Annotated in this window: 14 protein-coding genes; 9 read left to right on the top strand and 5 right to left on the bottom strand. The window is 60.1% G+C overall.

Annotation, left to right across the window (positions count from 1 at the left end):
- Positions 1–5: 5 nt before the first annotated feature.
- Positions 6–992 (bottom strand): TAXI family TRAP transporter solute-binding subunit, encoded by a 987-nt coding sequence (locus Q1A32_RS04985; protein WP_299650335.1) that lies wholly within the window; start codon positions 990–992, stop codon positions 6–8.
- Between the two features lie 229 nt (positions 993–1,221).
- Entirely contained in the window at positions 1,222–2,094 is an 873-nt protein-coding gene (locus Q1A32_RS04980; protein WP_299650332.1) for a LysR family transcriptional regulator, read from the bottom strand.
- Between the two features lie 95 nt (positions 2,095–2,189).
- On the opposite strand from Q1A32_RS04980, the gene acdA reads away from it, so the two are divergent.
- Positions 2,190–3,407, top strand: a complete 1,218-nt coding sequence (gene acdA / locus Q1A32_RS04975) for a 3-sulfinopropanoyl-CoA desulfinase (protein ID WP_299650329.1) — start codon at positions 2,190–2,192, stop codon at positions 3,405–3,407.
- Positions 3,408–3,443: 36 nt separating this feature from the next.
- On the opposite strand, the gene Q1A32_RS04970 is transcribed toward acdA, so the two are convergent.
- Positions 3,444–4,325: a bile acid:sodium symporter family protein gene (locus Q1A32_RS04970; protein ID WP_299650326.1), complete on the bottom strand. Its 882-nt coding sequence runs from the start codon at positions 4,323–4,325 to the stop codon at positions 3,444–3,446.
- A gap of 27 nt (positions 4,326–4,352) precedes the next feature.
- Entirely contained in the window at positions 4,353–6,074 is a 1,722-nt protein-coding gene (locus Q1A32_RS04965) for an AMP-binding protein (protein ID WP_299650324.1), read from the bottom strand.
- Positions 6,075–6,335: 261 nt separating this feature from the next.
- Here Q1A32_RS04965 and Q1A32_RS04960 point away from each other — a divergent pair, with 261 nt between their 5' ends.
- The 5 genes from Q1A32_RS04960 (at position 6,336) to Q1A32_RS04940 (ending at position 10,671) form a co-directional block, all read left to right on the top strand.
- Positions 6,336–7,124: an exodeoxyribonuclease III gene (locus tag Q1A32_RS04960; RefSeq protein WP_299650321.1), complete on the top strand. Its 789-nt coding sequence runs from the start codon at positions 6,336–6,338 to the stop codon at positions 7,122–7,124.
- 899 nt (positions 7,125–8,023) lie between these two features.
- The gene (locus Q1A32_RS04955) at positions 8,024–8,299 is read left to right on the top strand and encodes a hypothetical protein (protein WP_299650318.1); all 276 of its coding nucleotides are present in this window, start codon (positions 8,024–8,026) and stop codon (positions 8,297–8,299) included.
- A gap of 612 nt (positions 8,300–8,911) precedes the next feature.
- Entirely contained in the window at positions 8,912–9,829 is a 918-nt protein-coding gene (locus Q1A32_RS04950; RefSeq protein ID WP_299652779.1) for a co-chaperone YbbN, read from the top strand.
- A 27-nt stretch (positions 9,830–9,856) separates the two neighbouring features.
- Positions 9,857–10,498, top strand: coding sequence for an LON peptidase substrate-binding domain-containing protein (locus Q1A32_RS04945; RefSeq protein WP_299608892.1), 642 nt, complete (start codon positions 9,857–9,859; stop codon positions 10,496–10,498).
- Positions 10,495–10,671, top strand: a complete 177-nt coding sequence (locus Q1A32_RS04940; RefSeq protein ID WP_299608895.1) for a Trm112 family protein — start codon at positions 10,495–10,497, stop codon at positions 10,669–10,671. Before Q1A32_RS04945 ends, Q1A32_RS04940 begins: the two co-directional genes overlap by 4 nt.
- Before the next feature lie 122 nt (positions 10,672–10,793).
- On the opposite strand, the gene Q1A32_RS04935 is transcribed toward Q1A32_RS04940, so the two are convergent.
- Positions 10,794–12,056 carry an FAD-dependent monooxygenase gene (locus tag Q1A32_RS04935; protein WP_299650315.1) on the bottom strand — a complete coding sequence of 421 codons (1,263 nt, stop codon included), beginning with the start codon at positions 12,054–12,056 and terminating at the stop codon, positions 10,794–10,796.
- Positions 12,057–12,104: 48 nt separating this feature from the next.
- Here Q1A32_RS04935 and Q1A32_RS04930 point away from each other — a divergent pair, with 48 nt between their 5' ends.
- From Q1A32_RS04930 to Q1A32_RS04920, 3 genes are all read left to right on the top strand, one after another.
- Positions 12,105–13,433 (top strand): amidase, encoded by a 1,329-nt coding sequence (locus Q1A32_RS04930; RefSeq protein WP_299650312.1) that lies wholly within the window; start codon positions 12,105–12,107, stop codon positions 13,431–13,433.
- Positions 13,434–13,640: 207 nt separating this feature from the next.
- A complete protein-coding gene (locus Q1A32_RS04925; protein ID WP_299650309.1) occupies positions 13,641–14,819 on the top strand; it encodes an aminotransferase class I/II-fold pyridoxal phosphate-dependent enzyme in 1,179 nt (392 codons plus the stop codon).
- An 18-nt stretch (positions 14,820–14,837) separates the two neighbouring features.
- Complete coding sequence (locus tag Q1A32_RS04920; protein ID WP_299650306.1) at positions 14,838–17,699, top strand: DNA translocase FtsK; 2,862 nt, start codon at positions 14,838–14,840, stop codon at positions 17,697–17,699.
- The last annotated feature ends 2 nt before the right edge of the window (positions 17,700–17,701 follow it).

Here is a 17,701-nt window from a genome sequence, read left to right as displayed (position 1 = left end):
AGGGCTTATTTGCTGTGGATCTGGTCCGCAGGGATATCAGCGCCCGCGTTTTCGACAAACCACTGGGCCGCACCGGGGTGCCATGCAATGACGCCGCCGTTCTTGTCCCAGTTCTCCGGAAGGGTAGAGCGGGCAGCCTTGTGAATGTTCATCATCCGCTCATTGTCGGACATGATGATGTCGACCACCGCATTGACCATGCTGTCGGGCAGGTCGCAGTTGGCGATGGCAAAGTTCCACATCGACACCGACCGCGCATCCGCGTCCAGCGTCGAATACGTGCTGGCCGCAATGTCGAAGGGGGCCACGGGGAAGGCTTCCATGATCGTGGTTTGCTCGGCCTCGGTGAATTCGATGATGTTCACATCCGTCTGCACCTCAAGCTGGCTGACCGCAGGCACGGGCACACCGGCGGCAAAGGCGATCACGTCGATCAACCCGTCCTGCAGCTGTCCGCCAAGGTCGCTCCACGACCCGTTGCGGCGGTCAAACTCCACGCCCAGAGTTTCCATCATGCGCGGGAAATACGTGTCGGATGTTGAACCCGCCGGGCCAAAGCCGATCCGGGAGCCTGCGGGGATATCCGCGATTGTCGTGATACCCGACGACGACAGCGCCGTCACCGAGAACGGCGTTTGGTACATCGGGAACATCGCGCAGGCGTTGGTCATCTCAAGGCCGGGCGCAATCGGGCTGAGGCCCGCAATCGCCTCGGCTGCGGGACCCATCGTGGTCATGCCGAACTGCGCGTCGCCGGTATGGACCAGCGCCATGTTCTGTCCGGGTCCACCCGTCACTTCGCCACCGCCGGTCAGGCCCAGCTCCTCGGCAACAAGGTTCGCCCAGCCCGACCCGTAGGCGAAATACGTGCCCCCTTGCGAGGCCGTCGCGACGGTAAAGCTTTCGGGCCAGCCGGTCCGATCCTGATCGCCTTCCGCAAACGCGGTTGTCGTGGCAAGCACCGTTGCAGCAAGTGTTGCTATGGCTTTCATGTGTGAGTCCTCCACTGTTTTTGTCCGACCCCCGAAGGATCAGCTTGTGTCGATGGGGGCCCGAACGTCGGACCCATCCGAGGAGAGGTAGGTCGCAGGTGGGGGTTTCTCAACAAATGCCCCACGATTTTCGTAGGCTTTTCGGTTTCACCCTTCAAAAAAAGGGCGAACAACAGCACGCGGACGGGCCTGAACGTGCGAAGACGCACGGCCCCGGCAGCCTGCAAACTCAAACCAGAGGTCGCGGATCAAATTGCGCCGTCAGCAGATCCAGCCGCCGACCGATGAAATCTCCGGACCGGGTCACCAGCACCAACGACCGTCGGCTTTCTGCCGGCGCGGGGAACTTCACCAGATCCTCATCGGCGTACCGGTTCACATCCGGGCCGGGAAGCAGCGTAAACCCCAACCCCGCTTTGACGCACCCCATGATCGCTTCCAGATTGTCGAGCACCACAATGGGCGCGTCGGCGGGGCGATCAATTGGCTTCATCGCATCCGCGATCAGTTGCCCGATCCCGGTCTGCGGCATGAAGTGAAAGAACGTATGGCGGGCGATCAAAGCACCAAGGCCATCGCCCGCAATCCCCGAATGAGCGGCAAAGACAAACGGCTCCCGGCGCAGCTCCACTTGGGTCAGGCCACGCAAGTTCCCCTCGGTCCCCGTGACCACTGCCGCATCAAGGCGCCCGGTCAGGACGCTCTCCTGCAAGGCCCTGGACAACCCCGTTTCAAACGCGAAAGTGGCGCGTTTCATGCCCCGCTGCGTGTTTTTGAGGAACAGCGGCAACAGCCGCGCCGCCGCAGACGTGACAAACCCGATGCGGAACGTGCCAACCAGATCATCGTCGGGCACACACAGGTCCAGCAACGCATCTTCGCGCGCCAGAACATCTTCGGCCTTGTCGACAATGGCCCGTCCAATGGGCGTCAGGCGCGGCGGCCTCACAGACCGGTCAAACAGCTGAACGCCAAGCTCGGTTTCCAGCCCTTTCATCTGCATGGACAGCGCCGACAACGTCATGTTCAGCTGCTCCGCCGCGCGCAGAAACGACCCGACATTTGCGGTTTTGACAAGGTTTCTCAGGGCACGTGTTTGCATAAGTTCAGGTTTCCTGAATTTGATATTCATTCTTATTTCGTTGAGTTGAAGAAATCCAGCGATAAACTATTCGTGAACAACCCGGAGGCTCCGCAATGTCACATCCAGCCGTCGCCAAAGCCAAAGACCTCGCACCCCTCTTTGCAAGCCGCGCAGCCACGTGGGACACCGAGCGGACCTATTGCTGGGACAACATCGCCGATCTGGTGGATGCAAACATCATGGGGATGAGCCTCCCAAAGGAATTTGGCGGATCGGGTGCCAGTTGCCTGGATGTCGTTCAGGTGGTGGAAGAGATCGCCAAAGCCTGCACGCTGACAGCCCGCGTTGTTGTCGAGGCGAACATGGGCGGCATCAGCGCCATCATGGCATATGGCACCGAGGCGCAGAAAGCGTTTTGCGCCCCCATCGTTCTGGCCGGTGACAAACCTGCGATCTGCATCACCGAGCCCGAAGCGGGCAGTGCGGCAACCGACATGCGCACAACGGCGCAAAAGCGCGGCAAGACCTACGTGATCAACGGGACCAAGCACTGGATCACCGGCGGCGGCGTCTCAAAGCTGCATCTGGTGTTCGCCCGAGTGCTGGACGAGGCCGGTCGCCCGTTGGGCATCGGCGGTTTCATCGTTCACGTGGACCCGGACGCAGGTATTGCACCCGAAGGCTTCAGGATCACGGGTCGCGAAAAGACGATGGGGCTGTGCGGCATGCCCGAGGCCGAACTGACAATGGAAAACCTTGTCATTGCCGAAGACTGGGCCGTTCTTCCGCCATCCGGGTTCCGGCACGGTTTTGCCGATTTGATGAACGCCTATAATTCGCAACGGGTGGGTGCGGGTACAATCGCGATGGGTGTGGCAGCAGGGGCCTGTGACCGGGCCAAGGATTACCTGCTGGAACGCCAGCAATTCGGGCGGCCACTGGCAGAGTTTCAGGGCCTGCAATGGATGGTGGCCGACATGGAAACGCAGATACATGCCGCGCGTCTGATGCTGCATGATGCGGCACGGTCGCGCGGGCCAAACGGCAGCCAGTTCCCCGACATGACATCGGCGGCGCGGGCCAAGCTCTTTGCCTCGGAAATGGCGATCAAGGTCGTGAACGATGCGTTGCAGATGTTTGGCGCGCGGGGCTATGGCGACAAGGAACCGCTGGAACGCATGTACCGCGACGTGCGCATGTTCACCATCGGCGGCGGCACGGCACAGGTCCTGCGCACGCAAATTGCGGGATCAGCCCTTGGTATCCGCACGCCACAGACAAGGGACGGCTTTGCAACGACGCCCGTTCACCATCTGCACGCCGCTGAATAGATCCCAACCGAAGACGCTGCGCAGGCACATCCGCGCTTACAACAACCCGTCGGGCATCTTCTGCTCTGCCGCCGTGTTGGCACGGCGGAAATAAAGCGTGATCAGCGTCGACACAATCACGATGAACAGGGAATACAGCACAGGCACGGCGTTGACCGACTGCTGCTCGACCCCGGAAAACGTGAACGCGATGATGGCAATGGCAAGCGGGCCGTTCTGGATACCCGTCTCAAGCCCAACGGTGCGCGCGTTGCGCGGATGCAGCTTGAGCGCCTTGGCAAAGAGGTAGCCCACGGTGATACCGATCAGCCCCAGCGCAATCGACGCCGCATAGGTCGCCCAACCCGTCTCCATCAGGAATGCGAAATTGCGGGGGATCCACGACACGATCAGGAACGCGATAAAGAAGATCGCCAGCATCGAGCCCATGAATTCCGTCACCGCGCCGACATTGGCGTTAAGTTTGCGCATCACCATCCCGATGGCGACAGGCACCAACAGCAAGACAAGCGTGATGATGATGTTCTCGCGCGGGATATCCACGTCCAGTGCGCCCGCATAGATCACCAGCACAATCGGGATCAGGATCACGCCAAACACGGTCGACGTGACGGTCATCAGCACGGACAGCGCCAGATTGCCCTTTGAGAAGTAGGTAAAGATGTTCGATGTCGTCCCGCCGGGCATGCACGACATGATCAGGATGCCGATCTTGATCGGGTCCGATACCGGCAGGACAAGCGCCAGTATGAACCCAATGAACGGCATGAAGCCGTATTGTGATATCACGCCAATCATCAATCCATAGGGGCGCTTCAGCGCCAGTATGAAGTCGCGCGGTGTCAGGGATGCCCCCATGCCAAGCATGATCACAAAGATCATGAGCGCGAGGATCGCCTGTTCGAATTGTCCGACCATTTTGGGTACTACCTGTAATCCGTATCTTCAGGACGCGTTGCGCAACGCGGTGTCTTCGTTCCGCAAATCCTTGCGCAGGATTTTTCCGACGTTCGATTTTGGCAGGTCATCGCGGACTTCAACCGATGCCGGCACCTTGTACCCCGTCAGATGTTCCTTGCAGTAGGCGCGGATCGCCTCTGGGGTCAGCGTCTTGTCCCGCAGAACGACAAAGGCTTTGACGGCCTCTCCCGATGCGCCGCCCGGAACCCCGATGACAGCCGCCTCCAGCACGCCCGGATGGCGCGCAAGGCAGTCTTCGATCTCGTTGGGATAGACGTTAAAGCCAGAGACAAGGATCATGTCCTTCTTGCGGTCCACGATCGAGAAATAGCCATCCGCATCCATGATCCCGATGTCGCCCGTCAACAGCCAGTCGCCGCGCATGGTCTTGGCGGTTTCCTCGGGCCTGTTCCAGTATCCCTTCATGATCTGCGGACCACGGGCCGCCAGCTCTCCGGCCTCGCCCTGCGGCACCTCGTTGCCGTCTTCGTCCAGACAGCGCAGGTCGGTGGACGGCACCGGTATCCCGATAGAATTGGGGCGCATCTTGCCCGGCGGATTGAACGTGATGACAGGCGACGATTCCGTCAGCCCGTACCCCTCCAGCACCGGCTTGCCCGTCACCTCCTGCCACCGCTGCGCGACAGACCCTTGCAGCGCCATCCCGCCCGCGGATGCAAATTTGAGGTGCTTCGGTGGGCTGTCCTGAAACCAGATTTCGTTGGTCAGCCCGTTGAACAGCGTATTCACACCACTCATCCAGCTGATCGGATAGTTCTCGAACGCCCGCTTCAGGTTCGTCAAAGGGCGTGGGTTCGGGATCAGGATGTTGCGCGCACCAAGGGAATAGAAGCCCAGCAGGTTCACCGTAAACGCAAAGATGTGATACAGCGGCAGGGCCGTCAGGGCGACCTCCTTGCCCTTCTCCACACCGCTGATCATTTCCATGGTCTGTTCCATGTTCATCATCAGATTGCCGTGGCTCAGCATCGCACCTTTCGACACACCCGTGGTGCCGCCCGTGTACTGCAAGCACGCAAGATCGTCGGGCGACAGGGCCGCACGATATTCCTCCACGGCGATGCTGTTGCGCACACTCTCCTGCTGTCCGGCCTCAATCGCTTCGGGCAGCCGGATATGCGGCAACGTGATCGGAGCAAGCGTCCGATCCCAGTGCTTTTGCACAAGCCGCACAATCCCGCGCGGCATCGCAGGGAAAAACTCGGCCACCTGCGTGACGATGATATTTGGAATGGGATGACCCTTCAGGGCCTGGGTCAGCTTGTCGGCAAAGATATCGACGACAATCAGCGCCTGAGGGTCAGCATCAGCGAACTGATGGGCCATCTCCTCGGCCGTATACAGCGGATTGACGTTCACCACGACACATCCCGCTTTCAGGATGGCAAAGGCAGCCACGGGAAAGGACAGACCATTGGGCACCTGCAACGCAACGCGATCCCCCTGTTTCAGACCGGCAGTTTCGCGCAGATAAATCGCAAGCCCGTCAGACATCTCATCGACCTGCGCAAAGCTCAGCGATCCGTTCATCCCGTTGGGCAGGCACGCCGTGAACGCAGTCTGCTTTTTGTACAGATGCGACACCGCGCTCACCATGTCGCCGATGGTCCGGTAGTGGGCGGTGTCGATGTCAGTGCGCATGGACGGCCCGTAAAAGGCCGACCACGGATGATCTGCTTGGCTCATAATCCCTCCCCCAGGACAGTCACGCCACCCTACCGGTCCCCCGCGCGAAGTGCAAAAGCCACACGGACACCCGTGACGTATCTGCAAACGCCCAACGGGTGACGCCGCGCAACACCGGCACCCACCAGAACCTAGAATGCGCCCATCCAAAGACCACAGCCATCGCACATCACCGCGCTGCAACGATCCCTCATTTTCCGGGTGGAGGCCCCGCCCACACGCGTCTACTCTGCCGCCAAACCCAACGCCGGAGCCCACCCCATGCCCTTCACGCTTGCCACCTGGAACATCAATTCCGTCCGCCTCCGCGAACCCATCGTGCTCAAGCTGCTGGAGGAGGAAGGGCCCGACGTCCTCTGCCTGCAAGAGTGCAAAAGCCCCGTCGACAAGATCCCCCGCGACGGGTTCGAAGCACTGGGCTACACCCACATGGTCGCGCGTGGCGACAAGGGCTACAACGGCGTGGCCATCCTGTCCAAAATCCCCATGGTCGAATCCAGCGCACAGGATTTTGCGCGCCTCGGCCACGCCCGCCACATCGCGGGGCAGCTCGAAAACGGCGTCACAATCCACAACTTCTACGTTCCCGCAGGCGGCGACGTGCCGGATCGAGAGAAGAACGACAAATTCGGCCAGAAACTCGACTACCTCACGGACATGCGCGACTGGTTCCACGGCGACAAACCGCAAAAATCCATCCTTGTGGGTGACCTCAACATCGCCCCGCGCGAGGATGACGTCTGGTCTCACAAGCAGCTTCTGAAGGTTGTCAGCCACACGCCGGTCGAGGTCGAACACCTTGCCGAGACCCAGGACGCAGGCGGCTGGGTCGACGTCACCCGCGCCGACATCCCCGACGGCCAGCTTTATTCGTGGTGGTCCTACCGGGCCAAGGACTGGGACGCCGCCGACAAGGGCCGCCGCCTCGACCATGTCTGGGCCACGGGCGACATCTCGAACGCGGCACATTCAAGCCGCATCCTGCGCGACGCGCGGGGGTGGGAAAAGCCAAGCGACCACGCCCCGGTGTTTGCGACGTTTGATGTGTAAGTAAAGCGGGTGGCCAAGGGATAGGTGCGCAGCAGCGCTCACAGCCAAACGGATCGGCGCGCACGCGATAGCACCTCAGACATCACCGTCACCAAACGCGTGCAATTGCAGGGCTTTCTTGATCCAAGCCAGACGCTGGCCAGGGGACAGGTACGCCTTGCAGACAAAGCTGACCCGCCTTCAACTCACTGACCGGACCGGAATCAAGCCGAAGGCGCCGGTCCAACACAAGCCCGTTCCGGCGGGCTGGTGTTTTGGCTGCCGTGCCGAACGGAAATTCTGTGGACTCTGTCTGGCTGCCATAAAGCGCTGTCAAACAGACGATGAAACACCACCCCACGGGCTTGTGCGGGACAGGCTAAAGGACGGCTATGCGGGACTTTGCTGCCGTTTGCCAGTTGAGGCTCAATGTCGGCTATCGCTTCCGATCTGCCTAGATCAAATTGAGTTCCTCAAAAAATCCATTCCTAGGCTGGCAAGCGACAAATGGGTCCGCAATCAAAGTTTCAGGCCTCTCCACAACTTTAAAGCGCATGCCTCTTGGCGACCAGTTGTACACGTTCAAGCCGCTATCACCTTCTACAATAAGCAGTCCGTGGAAGTACCAAGTGTCACCGACTTTGTAACCTGATCTGGTCGTATAGAAGGATAAGCCGCGAAGCCCAAACATGGAGCTTAGTTCTCTCTCAATCGGTGAGTGTTCGCCAATGCAGTATGCACGGTTTGCGGACGCTTCGACGGCGCTTGCGTAAGCTAGGGGAACCGTAGCTAGCGACCAAACCCCAACCAAAATAGGAAGGACGAAAACGCCAAATGCGACCGACCTAGCTTTTTGCCTAGCGGCTGAGACGAGCAGAATGGAAGTGGCACACGCTAATGTCAGAGCCGTTCCGTGCAGTATGACCATTTCTGTTCCGCCGCCCGACAAAGCCATCAAAACGAATGTGGTGAACGCTCCGGCGCTAAAAAAAATCAAGGCAAGGACTAACGCTAAAACGACCGGTATCCTCCGACGACTAACAATTGAAAGCGCCAAGATAGCGAATGGCATGAGAGGCAAAACAGCAACGGACCATTCCAACCAAGTCGCCTTTGGAAGTGACGGGTCGGTCAAGGGAACGGGAACAAAGCCAAATCCGATGATCGCCGCACCAAAGAGCGCTGCATATCTTTGAACGTTGGAGATAGTCCATGCCCTCCGCTCGGTCACTATAGCCGCACCACTTCAATCAATTCCTGAAGCCGACATTGGCTGCATCACAACATTCTTGCAAGATGGGCTCCTTCAAGCCGGTCGCTGCATCCCCCTCCAAAGGCTGCATTTCTCCTTCGGAACAGCAAAAGCCATTCAGTCAAAGCTGCGCGGTGTTCAACAAGGTCACGACCGGGGCGAAGATCGAATTTCGCATCGCCGATCTCTCCAGACCAGTCGAGGCCGATAGGTGTGCAGTCACCTTTGGTCAGCATCGCAACAGGACTGGCTCATTCGAATGTATGCCGGGCCACGAAAATGGCCCGGACAGCATCAAATCCCGGGGCGTTGCACCAGGTCTCAGAGCATGTGCCAACCCTCGACCTTTCGGAAAGCCCGAGGGTGAAAGCACGAAATGGCGTCCGACCAAGACCGCTGCTTGAGACCCAAGTTCCTTAACAACTCCCTAATCCACCTCTGTAACCCCTTGATTCTCCGGGGCCCACCTCCTGTCCCAGCGTGGGACACCCAACTCCCCCTTGGCAGGCCCGCCAATTAAATCCATATAACCCCCAATATCTGAAAAAGGATCGAGATCATGGATTTGGGATTGTCTGCCGGCCCGGCCGAGGCTGATCTGATCAAGGACGGCTCCGAGGCCACCTTCATGCAGGACGTGGTCGAGGCGTCCCAGACCGTCCCCATCGTCGTGGATTTCTGGGCCCCCTGGTGCGGCCCCTGCAAGACCCTCGGTCCCCAATTGGAGGCCGCCGTCACCGCCGCCAAGGGCGCGGTAAAGATGGTCAAGATCAACGTGGACGAGGCCCAGGCCATCGCAGGCCAACTCCGCATCCAATCCATCCCGACCGTGTACGCGTTCTGGCAGGGTCAGCCCGTGGACGGGTTCCAAGGGGCGGTGCCACAGTCGGAAATCAACGAGTTCATCGACCGGGTCATCAAGGCCGCAGGTGGCGAAGCCCCCGCAGACAACCTTAATAGCGCCGTTGAGGCAGCCGAAGAAATGCTTGCCGAAGGCGCGGCCGTAGATGCGGCACAAACCTTCGCTGCGATTCTCGGGGAGGATGCAAACCATGCAGGCGCCTATGGCGGGCTGGTGCGCGCCCACATCGCGATGGATGATCTCGATCAGGCTGAGGCCATCCTGAACGGAGCGCCAGCAGAAATCTCCGACAGCACAGAGTTGGAAGCGGCCCATGCCCAGCTCCAGCTTGCCCGCCAGGCCGCCGATGCGGGACCCGTGGCGGAGTTGCGCGCGGCGGTCGAGGCAGAGCCGGACAATCATCAGGCCCGCCTCGATCTTGCTCAGGCGCTTTATGCCAACGGAGATGCCGAAGCTGCCGTGGACGAGTTGCTGACCATTTTCGGCAAGGATCGCGAGTGGAACGACGGCGCGGCCAAGGAGCAGCTTTTCACGATTTTCGACGCGCTCAAGCCCACTGATCCGATTGTTCTGAATGGCCGTCGCCGCCTGAGTTCAATGATATTTGCCTGAGCCGCTTTGCGAGCTAGCTGACACTTCATGATAAAAGTGGCTGACCTTCCCGGAGTGATCCCGATCTTTCCATTGCCGGGTGCTCTTCTTTTGCCGCGCGCGCGTTTGCCGTTGCATATTTTCGAACCGCGGTATCTGCAGATGTTCGACGACGCGTTGAAAACGCCCGGTCGATTGATTGGCATGGTGCAGCCAAACGAGGTTGAAGGTCGCAAGGGCAATGGCCTGCAAACAATCGGCTGCGCAGGCCGTGTGACTCAGTTTTCCGAAACAGAAGACAATCGCTATCTGATCACCCTGACCGGGATCTCGCGGTTTCGCGTGCAAGAGGAGGTCGACGGGTTCACCCCCTATCGCCGGTGCGAGGTGTCTTGGAGCGGCTTTGACCGTGATCAGGGGCGAACCGAAGAAGATCTGAGCTTTGATCGGCCCGTGTTTCTGGACATTCTGGGCCGATACTTTGCGGCGCAATCCTTGTCTGCGGATTGGGAGACGTTGAAGGACGCGGATGACGAGCTGCTGATCAATTCGCTGTCGATGATGCTGGACTTCGATCCCGAGGACAAACAGGCCTTGCTTGAGGCCCCGTCGCTGAGTACCCGTCGCGAGACCTTGGTCACATTGATCGAGTTTGCGCTACGGGGCGGCGAAGGGGAAATGATGCAATGACCACTGACATTGACCGCCGGGTTCTTGAGGCGCTGATTTGCCCGCTGACACATGCGACCCTGCGCTATGATGCAGACGCGCAAGAATTGATCTCGGACGCGGCGCATTTGGCCTATCCTATTCGCAACGGTATTCCGGTCATGCTGGAAGACGAGGCGCGCAAGCTGGATTGACGGGCGGGGCGGACGACACGTCCGCCTTACGGGTGTTCTGTAAGGCGCAGCTTGCTGCGACAGCACCAGCGGTCACATGGGAACGATGCAGCAACTGTAAGGCGCACGTGTCGTGCGCCCCATCAGAGGGGTTGGCCTTGCATCAGTCGCGGCAAGTCGCCGGTTAGGCCCGCTGCTTCGCGGATGAAACTGCGACGCAGACCAGGCAGCGCGTTGACCACACCCATGCCGATATCGCGGATGCCCCGGACCATTGCATTATCGTTTGAGAACAAACGGTTGAATCCATCCGTCGCCATCGCAAGCGCCGTGTTGTCGAAGCGCCGCCATTCTTCGTAGCGGTGCAGGACGGCGATGCTGCCAGGATCTTCGCCGCGTCTTGTGGCGTCTGTGATCACTTCGGCGAGTGCTGCGATGTCGCGCATGCCTGCGTTGAGGCCTTGGCCTGCAATAGGGTGCACTCCGTGCGCAGCGTCTCCGATGAGCGCGAGACGGTCATCTACGAGGTTTTGTGCGAGCGACAGGGACAAAGGGTAGGTATAGCGCTGGCCTGCGAGGCTTATATTGCCAAGGAAGTCGCCGAAGCGGGGGCGGAGCATGGCCAGATACTCATCGTCTGGCAGTGCGTTGAAGGCAGTAGCGGTTTCCGCTGTTTCGCTCCAGACGATGGAACTGACATTGCCGGGCAAGGGCAGGATGGCAAGAGGCCCTGCGGGCATGAAGAACTGGTGCGCGATGCCATGGTGTGGCTGTTCATGCGCGATGGCGCAGACAAGCGCCGTCTGCCCGTAACCCCAGCCAGTGCGCTTGATGCCTGCCCGTTCGGCCGTACTGCTGCCACGCCCATCTGCGCCGATCAGAACGCTGCCTGACAATGTTTTGCCAGAAACAAGTGTTACCGTCACGCTGCCGGGAGTGACTTGCTGCGCCGTGACCGTTTCACCCGACAGGTGGGTGATGCCATCCGACTGGGCCATCGCATCAAGCAACACGCGCCGGATGTGCCTGTCTTGCACCATGTGGCCCATCGGACCTTCCTCGATCTCGGCATGGTCGAAATGCATGAAGAAGGGTGATGGCCCTTCACCTGCGCGCCCGTCGCTGACCTTAATCTCAAGGATCGGCTGGCTGTTGTCGGCGATGGCGTCCCAGACACCGATACTGTTCAGAAGTCGCTGCGACGTGAGCGCCACGGCATAGCTGCGCCCGTCAAATGCGGCGTTCTTGCGCACTTTTTCCGTTAGTGCGTCGATCACCGTCACGCTGTGTCCACTCTGGGCCAGTGCCAGTGCGAGGATGGGGCCGGACAGTCCGCCTCCGACGATCAGGATATCGCTGTCATGGGTCATGCGGGGCAATATGGCGGGGCGCTTGGGATTGTCCATGCGCCCGACCGTCGCTACCGTTTGCGAAGCGCGACTGGAGGGCAAAGCATGCAAGAGTGGATCGACAAGAGTGCTGCGGATTTGGGCCGAGCCATTGGAGCGGGGGAGGTCGATCCGGTTGATCTGGTTCAGGCATTTTTTGAGCGCATCAAGGGGCATGACTTGGCGGATCGCGTCTATGCCCGGTTGACCGAGGAGCGCGCCTTGGCCGAAGCGCAGGCGGCGTCTGCACGCGCCAAATCGGGGCGACGGTTGTCGGTTCTGGATGGAGTGCCGGTCAGCTGGAAGGACTTGTTTGATACGGCGGGTGACGGGACCGAGGCGGGATCGAAATTGTTGGCCGGGCGTGTGCCGGATCGAGACGCGGTTGTGGTGCAGAATGCGACCGCCGCAGGGCTGGTATGTCTGGGCAAGACCCATATGAGCGAGTTGGCGTTTTCGGGTTTGGGGTACAATCCATCCACCGCCACGCCGCCTTGTGTGAATGATGCGGATGCCGTGCCGGGGGGGTCATCGTCAGGTGCGGCCGCGTCTGTTGCCTTTGGTTTGGCCCCGGCAGCTATCGGGTCGGATACGGGCGGGTCGGTGCGCATTCCGTCGGCGTGGAACGATCTGGTTGGCTTGAAGACAACCCATGGGCGGTTGTCTCTGGAAGGGTGTGTGCCCTTGTCTTTGAAGTTCGACACCGTGGGGCCGTTGACGAAGACCGTTGAAGATGCGGCGCTTTTGATGGCTATCCTGGAAGGGGAGGTACCCGGTGATTTACGCGGTGCATCGTTGGAGGGAAGGCGCTTTGCGGCGTTGCAGACCGTGGTTCTGGACGACATTCGGGATGCGCCCAGGACCGCCTATGATGATGCCGTGGCGCGCTTGGAGGCGGCGGGAGCCGTGGTGGAGCCGTTGGAAGTTCCGGAGTTGGAAGAGGCGATGGCGCAGGCCGGGCCGTTGATGCCCGGTGAGGTTTACGGGCTATGGCGCGATGTGATCGAGGCCGATCCGGAGGCCATGTACTCGGAGGTGTTGCAGCGCTTCAGGCTGGGTAAGAATTTCAGTGCGCCGGATTACAACGCAGCCTGGGCCAAGTTGGAATCGGTGCGGCAGGCCTGGGACGTGGCTGTGGCACCGTTTGATGCAGTGTTGGCACCATCCGCGCCGATCCTGCCGCCGAACCTGGAGCGGTTGAACTCCGATAGTGAGTATTACAAGACCGAGAACCTGCTGGCTCTGCGTAATACGCGGGTTGGAAATTTGATGGGCATTTGTGCGCTGACACTGCCGACAGGTGTGCCCAGTTGCGGGATCATGTTGATGGGGCCGCAGAATTGCGAAGAAGCGCTGTTGCGGATGGGTGTGGCAGCAGAGGCGGCGTTGGGCTGATCCGAAGGGCGCCTGACGGCGATACGATTTGTCATTTTATGGGGGCTCTGCCCCCAAGCCCCCGGGATATTTGTGGCCAGAAGAAGCCGGGATTGGCGGATTTGCCACAAGGTGACGTTTTGACGTGGTTTTTCTGGACGCCGGAGTCTTGCTTGGGGTACATTCGGGGAAACGGGGCGTGAATGATCCCGAACCTGAGGCAGTTTTATGAAGTTTCCCGAGCGGTTTTCGAACCTTCCGGCTTATGCGTTCCCGCGTTTGCGCGCTTTGCTTGATCATATCGAGCCGGGTGGTGACGTGGTGCATATGACCATTGGGGAGCCGAAGCATGCCTTTCCCGCTTGGGTCACCGATGTGATTGCCGAGCATGCCGCGGGCTTCAACAACTACCCTCCGAATGAAGGGCTGCCGGAGTTAAGGCAGGCGTTTTGTGATTGGTTGGGTCGTCGCTATGGCGTGTCGATGGATGCCGATGCCAATGTGATGCCGCTGAATGGCACGCGTGAGGGGCTCTATAATGCGGGCATGGCCTTGTGTCCCGAGGTGAAGAACGGGCAGCAGCCTGTCGTGTTGATGCCCAACCCATTTTATCAGGTTTATATGCTGGCTGCCATTTCGGCAGGGGCCGAACCGGTGCTGGTGCCAGCCACGGCAGAGACAGGGCATCTGCCGGATTACGGATCGGTTGATCCAGAGATATTGAACCGCACTGTTGCTTGCTACATGTGTTCGCCTGCAAACCCGCAGGGGGCCGTAGCTGGTACGGATTATTGGCGCGATTTGATTGCGTTGGCTGAGAAGTACGATTTCCAGGTCTTTGCCGACGAATGTTATTCCGAGATTTACCGCGACGTGCCACCCGTCGGTGTGTTGCAGTGCATTGGCAACGCGGACCCGGAACGCGTCGTTGCGTTTCATTCGCTGTCGAAGCGGTCGAACCTGCCGGGCCTGCGGTCGGGTTTCATTGTCGGCGGGCCTGCAACCATTCGTGAAGCCAAGCAACTGCGCACCTATGCGGGTACGCCGCTGCCAACGCCGCTGCAACATGCGGCGGCCGCCGTTTGGGCGGATGAGGAGCATGTGATTCAAAACCGCGCGCAGTATCATGAGAAATACGACCTGGCAGATCGCATTCTGGGCGATGTGCCGGGGTATGTGGCTCCGGAAGCCGGGTTCTTTCTCTGGCTGCCCGTGCCGGATGGCGAAGCAGCGGCTTTGAAATTGTGGAAAGAGACCGGTGTACGTGTGCTGCCGGGCGCGTACCTGGCGCGCGAGATCGACGGATTCAACCCCGGACATGAGTTTATCAGGGTCGCACTTGTGGCCCCAAAGGCAGAGACCGAGCGGGGCCTGACGGCAATCCGCGACGTCATCTACGCCACATAAGAAAAGACGAGGCGAGGCATGGCATATCAGACACGGCGGGATCCGCTTTTTGATCAAGGGATGCAGGTGGCGTTGGAAAAACGCGGCCGCGAGTTGGTGGGCATCGGCCTGCTGATCGCGGGCCTGATCGCGGCAGCGATGATGCTGAGCTATACGCCAGATGATCCGAACTGGATGGCATCCACGGACGCGCCGGTGCAGAACTGGTTGGGCCGGACCGGTGCCTCGATTGCTGCACCTTTGTTCATGATCGGCGGCTGGGGTGTCTTTGGCATCGCCATTGTGCTGATGGCATGGGGCGTGCGTTTCGCCCTGCATGTCGGGACTGAGCGGGCGCTGGGGCGTTTGATCTTTGCACCCATCGCGATTGCGTTCGGGTCAATCTATGCCGCGACGTTGCAGCCGGGTGACCTGTGGTTGGCGACGCATGGCTTTGGGTTGGGGGGCCTCTTTGGCGACACGGTCATGGCCTTCATCCTGACTGTTCTGCCCCTCGGGTCGAGCTTTGCCGTCAAGCTGATGTCGCTGTTGATGGGCATCGGGATCGTGGTGTTTGGTGCGTTTGTGCTGGGCTTTACCCGGTTGGAAGTGGCGCGTCTGGCGCGGTTCCTGCTGGTGGGGCTGGTCATGGCCTATGCTCTGTTGATGACTGTTCTGGGCCGTGGCGCAAGCGGGGCCGTGCAAGCCGCGCGGATCATGCAGGAGCGTCAGGCGGAACGTAAAGCGGCGCGTGAGGCTGAGGCGGCGGAGGCAGAAGCCTATGCGGCTGCGGTGCCGCCGGTGCATGCCTATGAAGAGCCGGAGTATGAAGAGGCTGCAAAGCCAAGCCTGCTGGCGCGTATGCCTGCCTTGATCAAACGGTCCGACCCTGTTCCGGATGAAATGCCTGAACAGGAGTTGATCGAGACCTACAGCGATGTGGATGTGGGTGAAGGTCCGGGCGACGAGCGGATCAAAACCAAGATCGCCGATGTCATCAAGTCGCGTGTTCGGTCAAACCCGGCCGTGCAGGCCGAGAGTGTCGCACCGCTGACCAAGGGGCGTGGCCGCGGTCCAGACCCGCTGGTTCTGAACACGACGCCGCAAGCGATCTTGCCACCCGAGCCGCCACTGACGGCTGCAGCGTCATTGGGCCGGATGGAGCCGCCATTGACTGCGGCACCTTATGCGCCGGAACCTGTCCAAGAATATGTGCCAGAGCCCGGACAGTTGGATGCGCCCATTCCGGAGCCCGTGGAAGCGGCCCCCGTCATTCCTGTGGCTGAACCGCGTACCGTGGTGCATCAGCCCACGCGCAAGCCGGTGCAGCCGAGCACCCGTGCGCAACTGGAAGCGCAGCCGAAGCTGAGCTTTGAGGACACGCATCCGGGCTTTGAACTGCCGCCCCTGAACCTGCTGGAAAGCCCCAGCGTGGTGCAGCGCCATCATCTGAGTGATGAGGCGTTGGAAGAAAACGCGCGGATGCTTGAGAATGTCCTGGACGACTACGGTGTGAAGGGTGAGATCGTGTCGGTCCGTCCCGGCCCCGTGGTCACCATGTACGAATTGGAGCCTGCGCCGGGTTTGAAAGCCAGCCGTGTGATTGGTTTGGCGGACGACATCGCCCGGTCCATGGCTGCCCTGTCGGCCCGTGTGTCGACGGTGCCCGGCCGGTCCGTGATCGGGATCGAATTGCCGAACGAGAACCGCGAGAAAGTTGTCCTGCGGGAGATTTTGGCCAGCCGTGACTTTGGTGATGGCAATCAGAAGCTGCCGCTTGCCTTGGGCAAGGACATTGGTGGCGATCCGGTGGTGGCGAACCTTGCCAAAATGCCTCACCTGTTGATCGCGGGTACGACCGGGTCGGGTAAATCGGTGGCGATCAACACGATGATCCTGTCGCTTCTGTACAAGCTGACGCCCGAGGAATGTCGGTTGATCATGATCGACCCGAAGATGCTGGAACTGAGCGTTTATGACGGCATTCCGCACCTGTTGTCGCCTGTTGTGACCGATCCGAAGAAGGCTGTTGTCGCCCTGAAATGGGTCGTGGGCGAGATGGAAGAACGCTATCGCAAGATGTCCAAGATGGGCGTGCGCAACATCGACGGCTACAATGGCCGGGTGAAAGAGGCGCTGTCCAAGGACGAGATGTTCTCGCGCACCGTGCAGACCGGCTTTGATGACGAGACGGGCGAGCCGATTTTTGAGACCGAAGAATTCGCGCCCGAGGCGATGCCGTACATCGTCGTGATCGTGGACGAGATGGCCGACCTGATGATGGTGGCAGGCAAGGAGATCGAGGCGTGTATTCAGCGACTTGCGCAGATGGCGCGTGCGTCGGGTATCCACCTGATCATGGCCACACAACGCCCGTCGGTTGATGTGATCACCGGAACGATCAAGGCGAACTTCCCGACGCGGATTTCCTTTCAGGTGACCTCGAAAATCGACAGCCGCACCATTCTGGGCGAGATGGGGGCGGAGCAGCTTCTGGGTATGGGCGACATGCTCTACATGGCAGGCGGGGCGAAAATCACGCGGTGTCACGGGCCGTTTGTGTCCGATGAGGAAGTCGAAGAGATCGTGAACCACCTCAAGGCCTTTGGTGCGCCGGATTATGTGTCGGGCGTCGTGGATGGCCCTGCCGAGGACAAGGAAAGCAACATTGATGCTGTTCTGGGTCTGGGCGGGAACACGGATGGTGAGGATGCGCTGTACGATCAGGCCGTCGGCATCGTGATCAAGGATCGCAAATGTTCGACCTCGTATATCCAGCGGAAACTGGCCATCGGCTACAACAAGGCTGCGCGTCTGGTTGAGCAGATGGAGGACGAAGGCGTTGTGTCGTCGGCCAACCATGTGGGCAAGCGCGAGATCTTGGTGCCGGAGCAGGGGTAAGC

Source organism: uncultured Tateyamaria sp., from assembly GCF_947503415.1.
GTDB lineage: Bacteria > Pseudomonadota > Alphaproteobacteria > Rhodobacterales > Rhodobacteraceae > Tateyamaria.
This window is presented reverse-complemented; position numbering and strand designations above follow the sequence as displayed.

Coding starts and splice junctions, on each gene's coding strand:
- acdA (WP_299650329.1), top strand. CDS start 2,190: ATGTCACATCCAGCCGTCGCCAAAGCCAAAGACCTCGCACCCCTCTTT.
- Q1A32_RS04970 (WP_299650326.1), bottom strand. CDS start 4,325: ATGGTCGGACAATTCGAACAGGCGATCCTCGCGCTCATGATCTTTGTG.
- Q1A32_RS04955 (WP_299650318.1), top strand. CDS start 8,024: ATGACCATTTCTGTTCCGCCGCCCGACAAAGCCATCAAAACGAATGTG.
- Q1A32_RS04930 (WP_299650312.1), top strand. CDS start 12,105: ATGCAAGAGTGGATCGACAAGAGTGCTGCGGATTTGGGCCGAGCCATT.
- Q1A32_RS04925 (WP_299650309.1), top strand. CDS start 13,641: ATGAAGTTTCCCGAGCGGTTTTCGAACCTTCCGGCTTATGCGTTCCCG.
- Q1A32_RS04945 (WP_299608892.1), top strand. CDS start 9,857: ATGATAAAAGTGGCTGACCTTCCCGGAGTGATCCCGATCTTTCCATTG.
- Q1A32_RS04935 (WP_299650315.1), bottom strand. CDS start 12,056: ATGGACAATCCCAAGCGCCCCGCCATATTGCCCCGCATGACCCATGAC.
- Q1A32_RS04985 (WP_299650335.1), bottom strand. CDS start 992: ATGAAAGCCATAGCAACACTTGCTGCAACGGTGCTTGCCACGACAACC.
- Q1A32_RS04965 (WP_299650324.1), bottom strand. CDS start 6,074: ATGAGCCAAGCAGATCATCCGTGGTCGGCCTTTTACGGGCCGTCCATG.
- Q1A32_RS04940 (WP_299608895.1), top strand. CDS start 10,495: ATGACCACTGACATTGACCGCCGGGTTCTTGAGGCGCTGATTTGCCCG.
- Q1A32_RS04920 (WP_299650306.1), top strand. CDS start 14,838: ATGGCATATCAGACACGGCGGGATCCGCTTTTTGATCAAGGGATGCAG.
- Q1A32_RS04960 (WP_299650321.1), top strand. CDS start 6,336: ATGCCCTTCACGCTTGCCACCTGGAACATCAATTCCGTCCGCCTCCGC.
- Q1A32_RS04980 (WP_299650332.1), bottom strand. CDS start 2,094: ATGCAAACACGTGCCCTGAGAAACCTTGTCAAAACCGCAAATGTCGGG.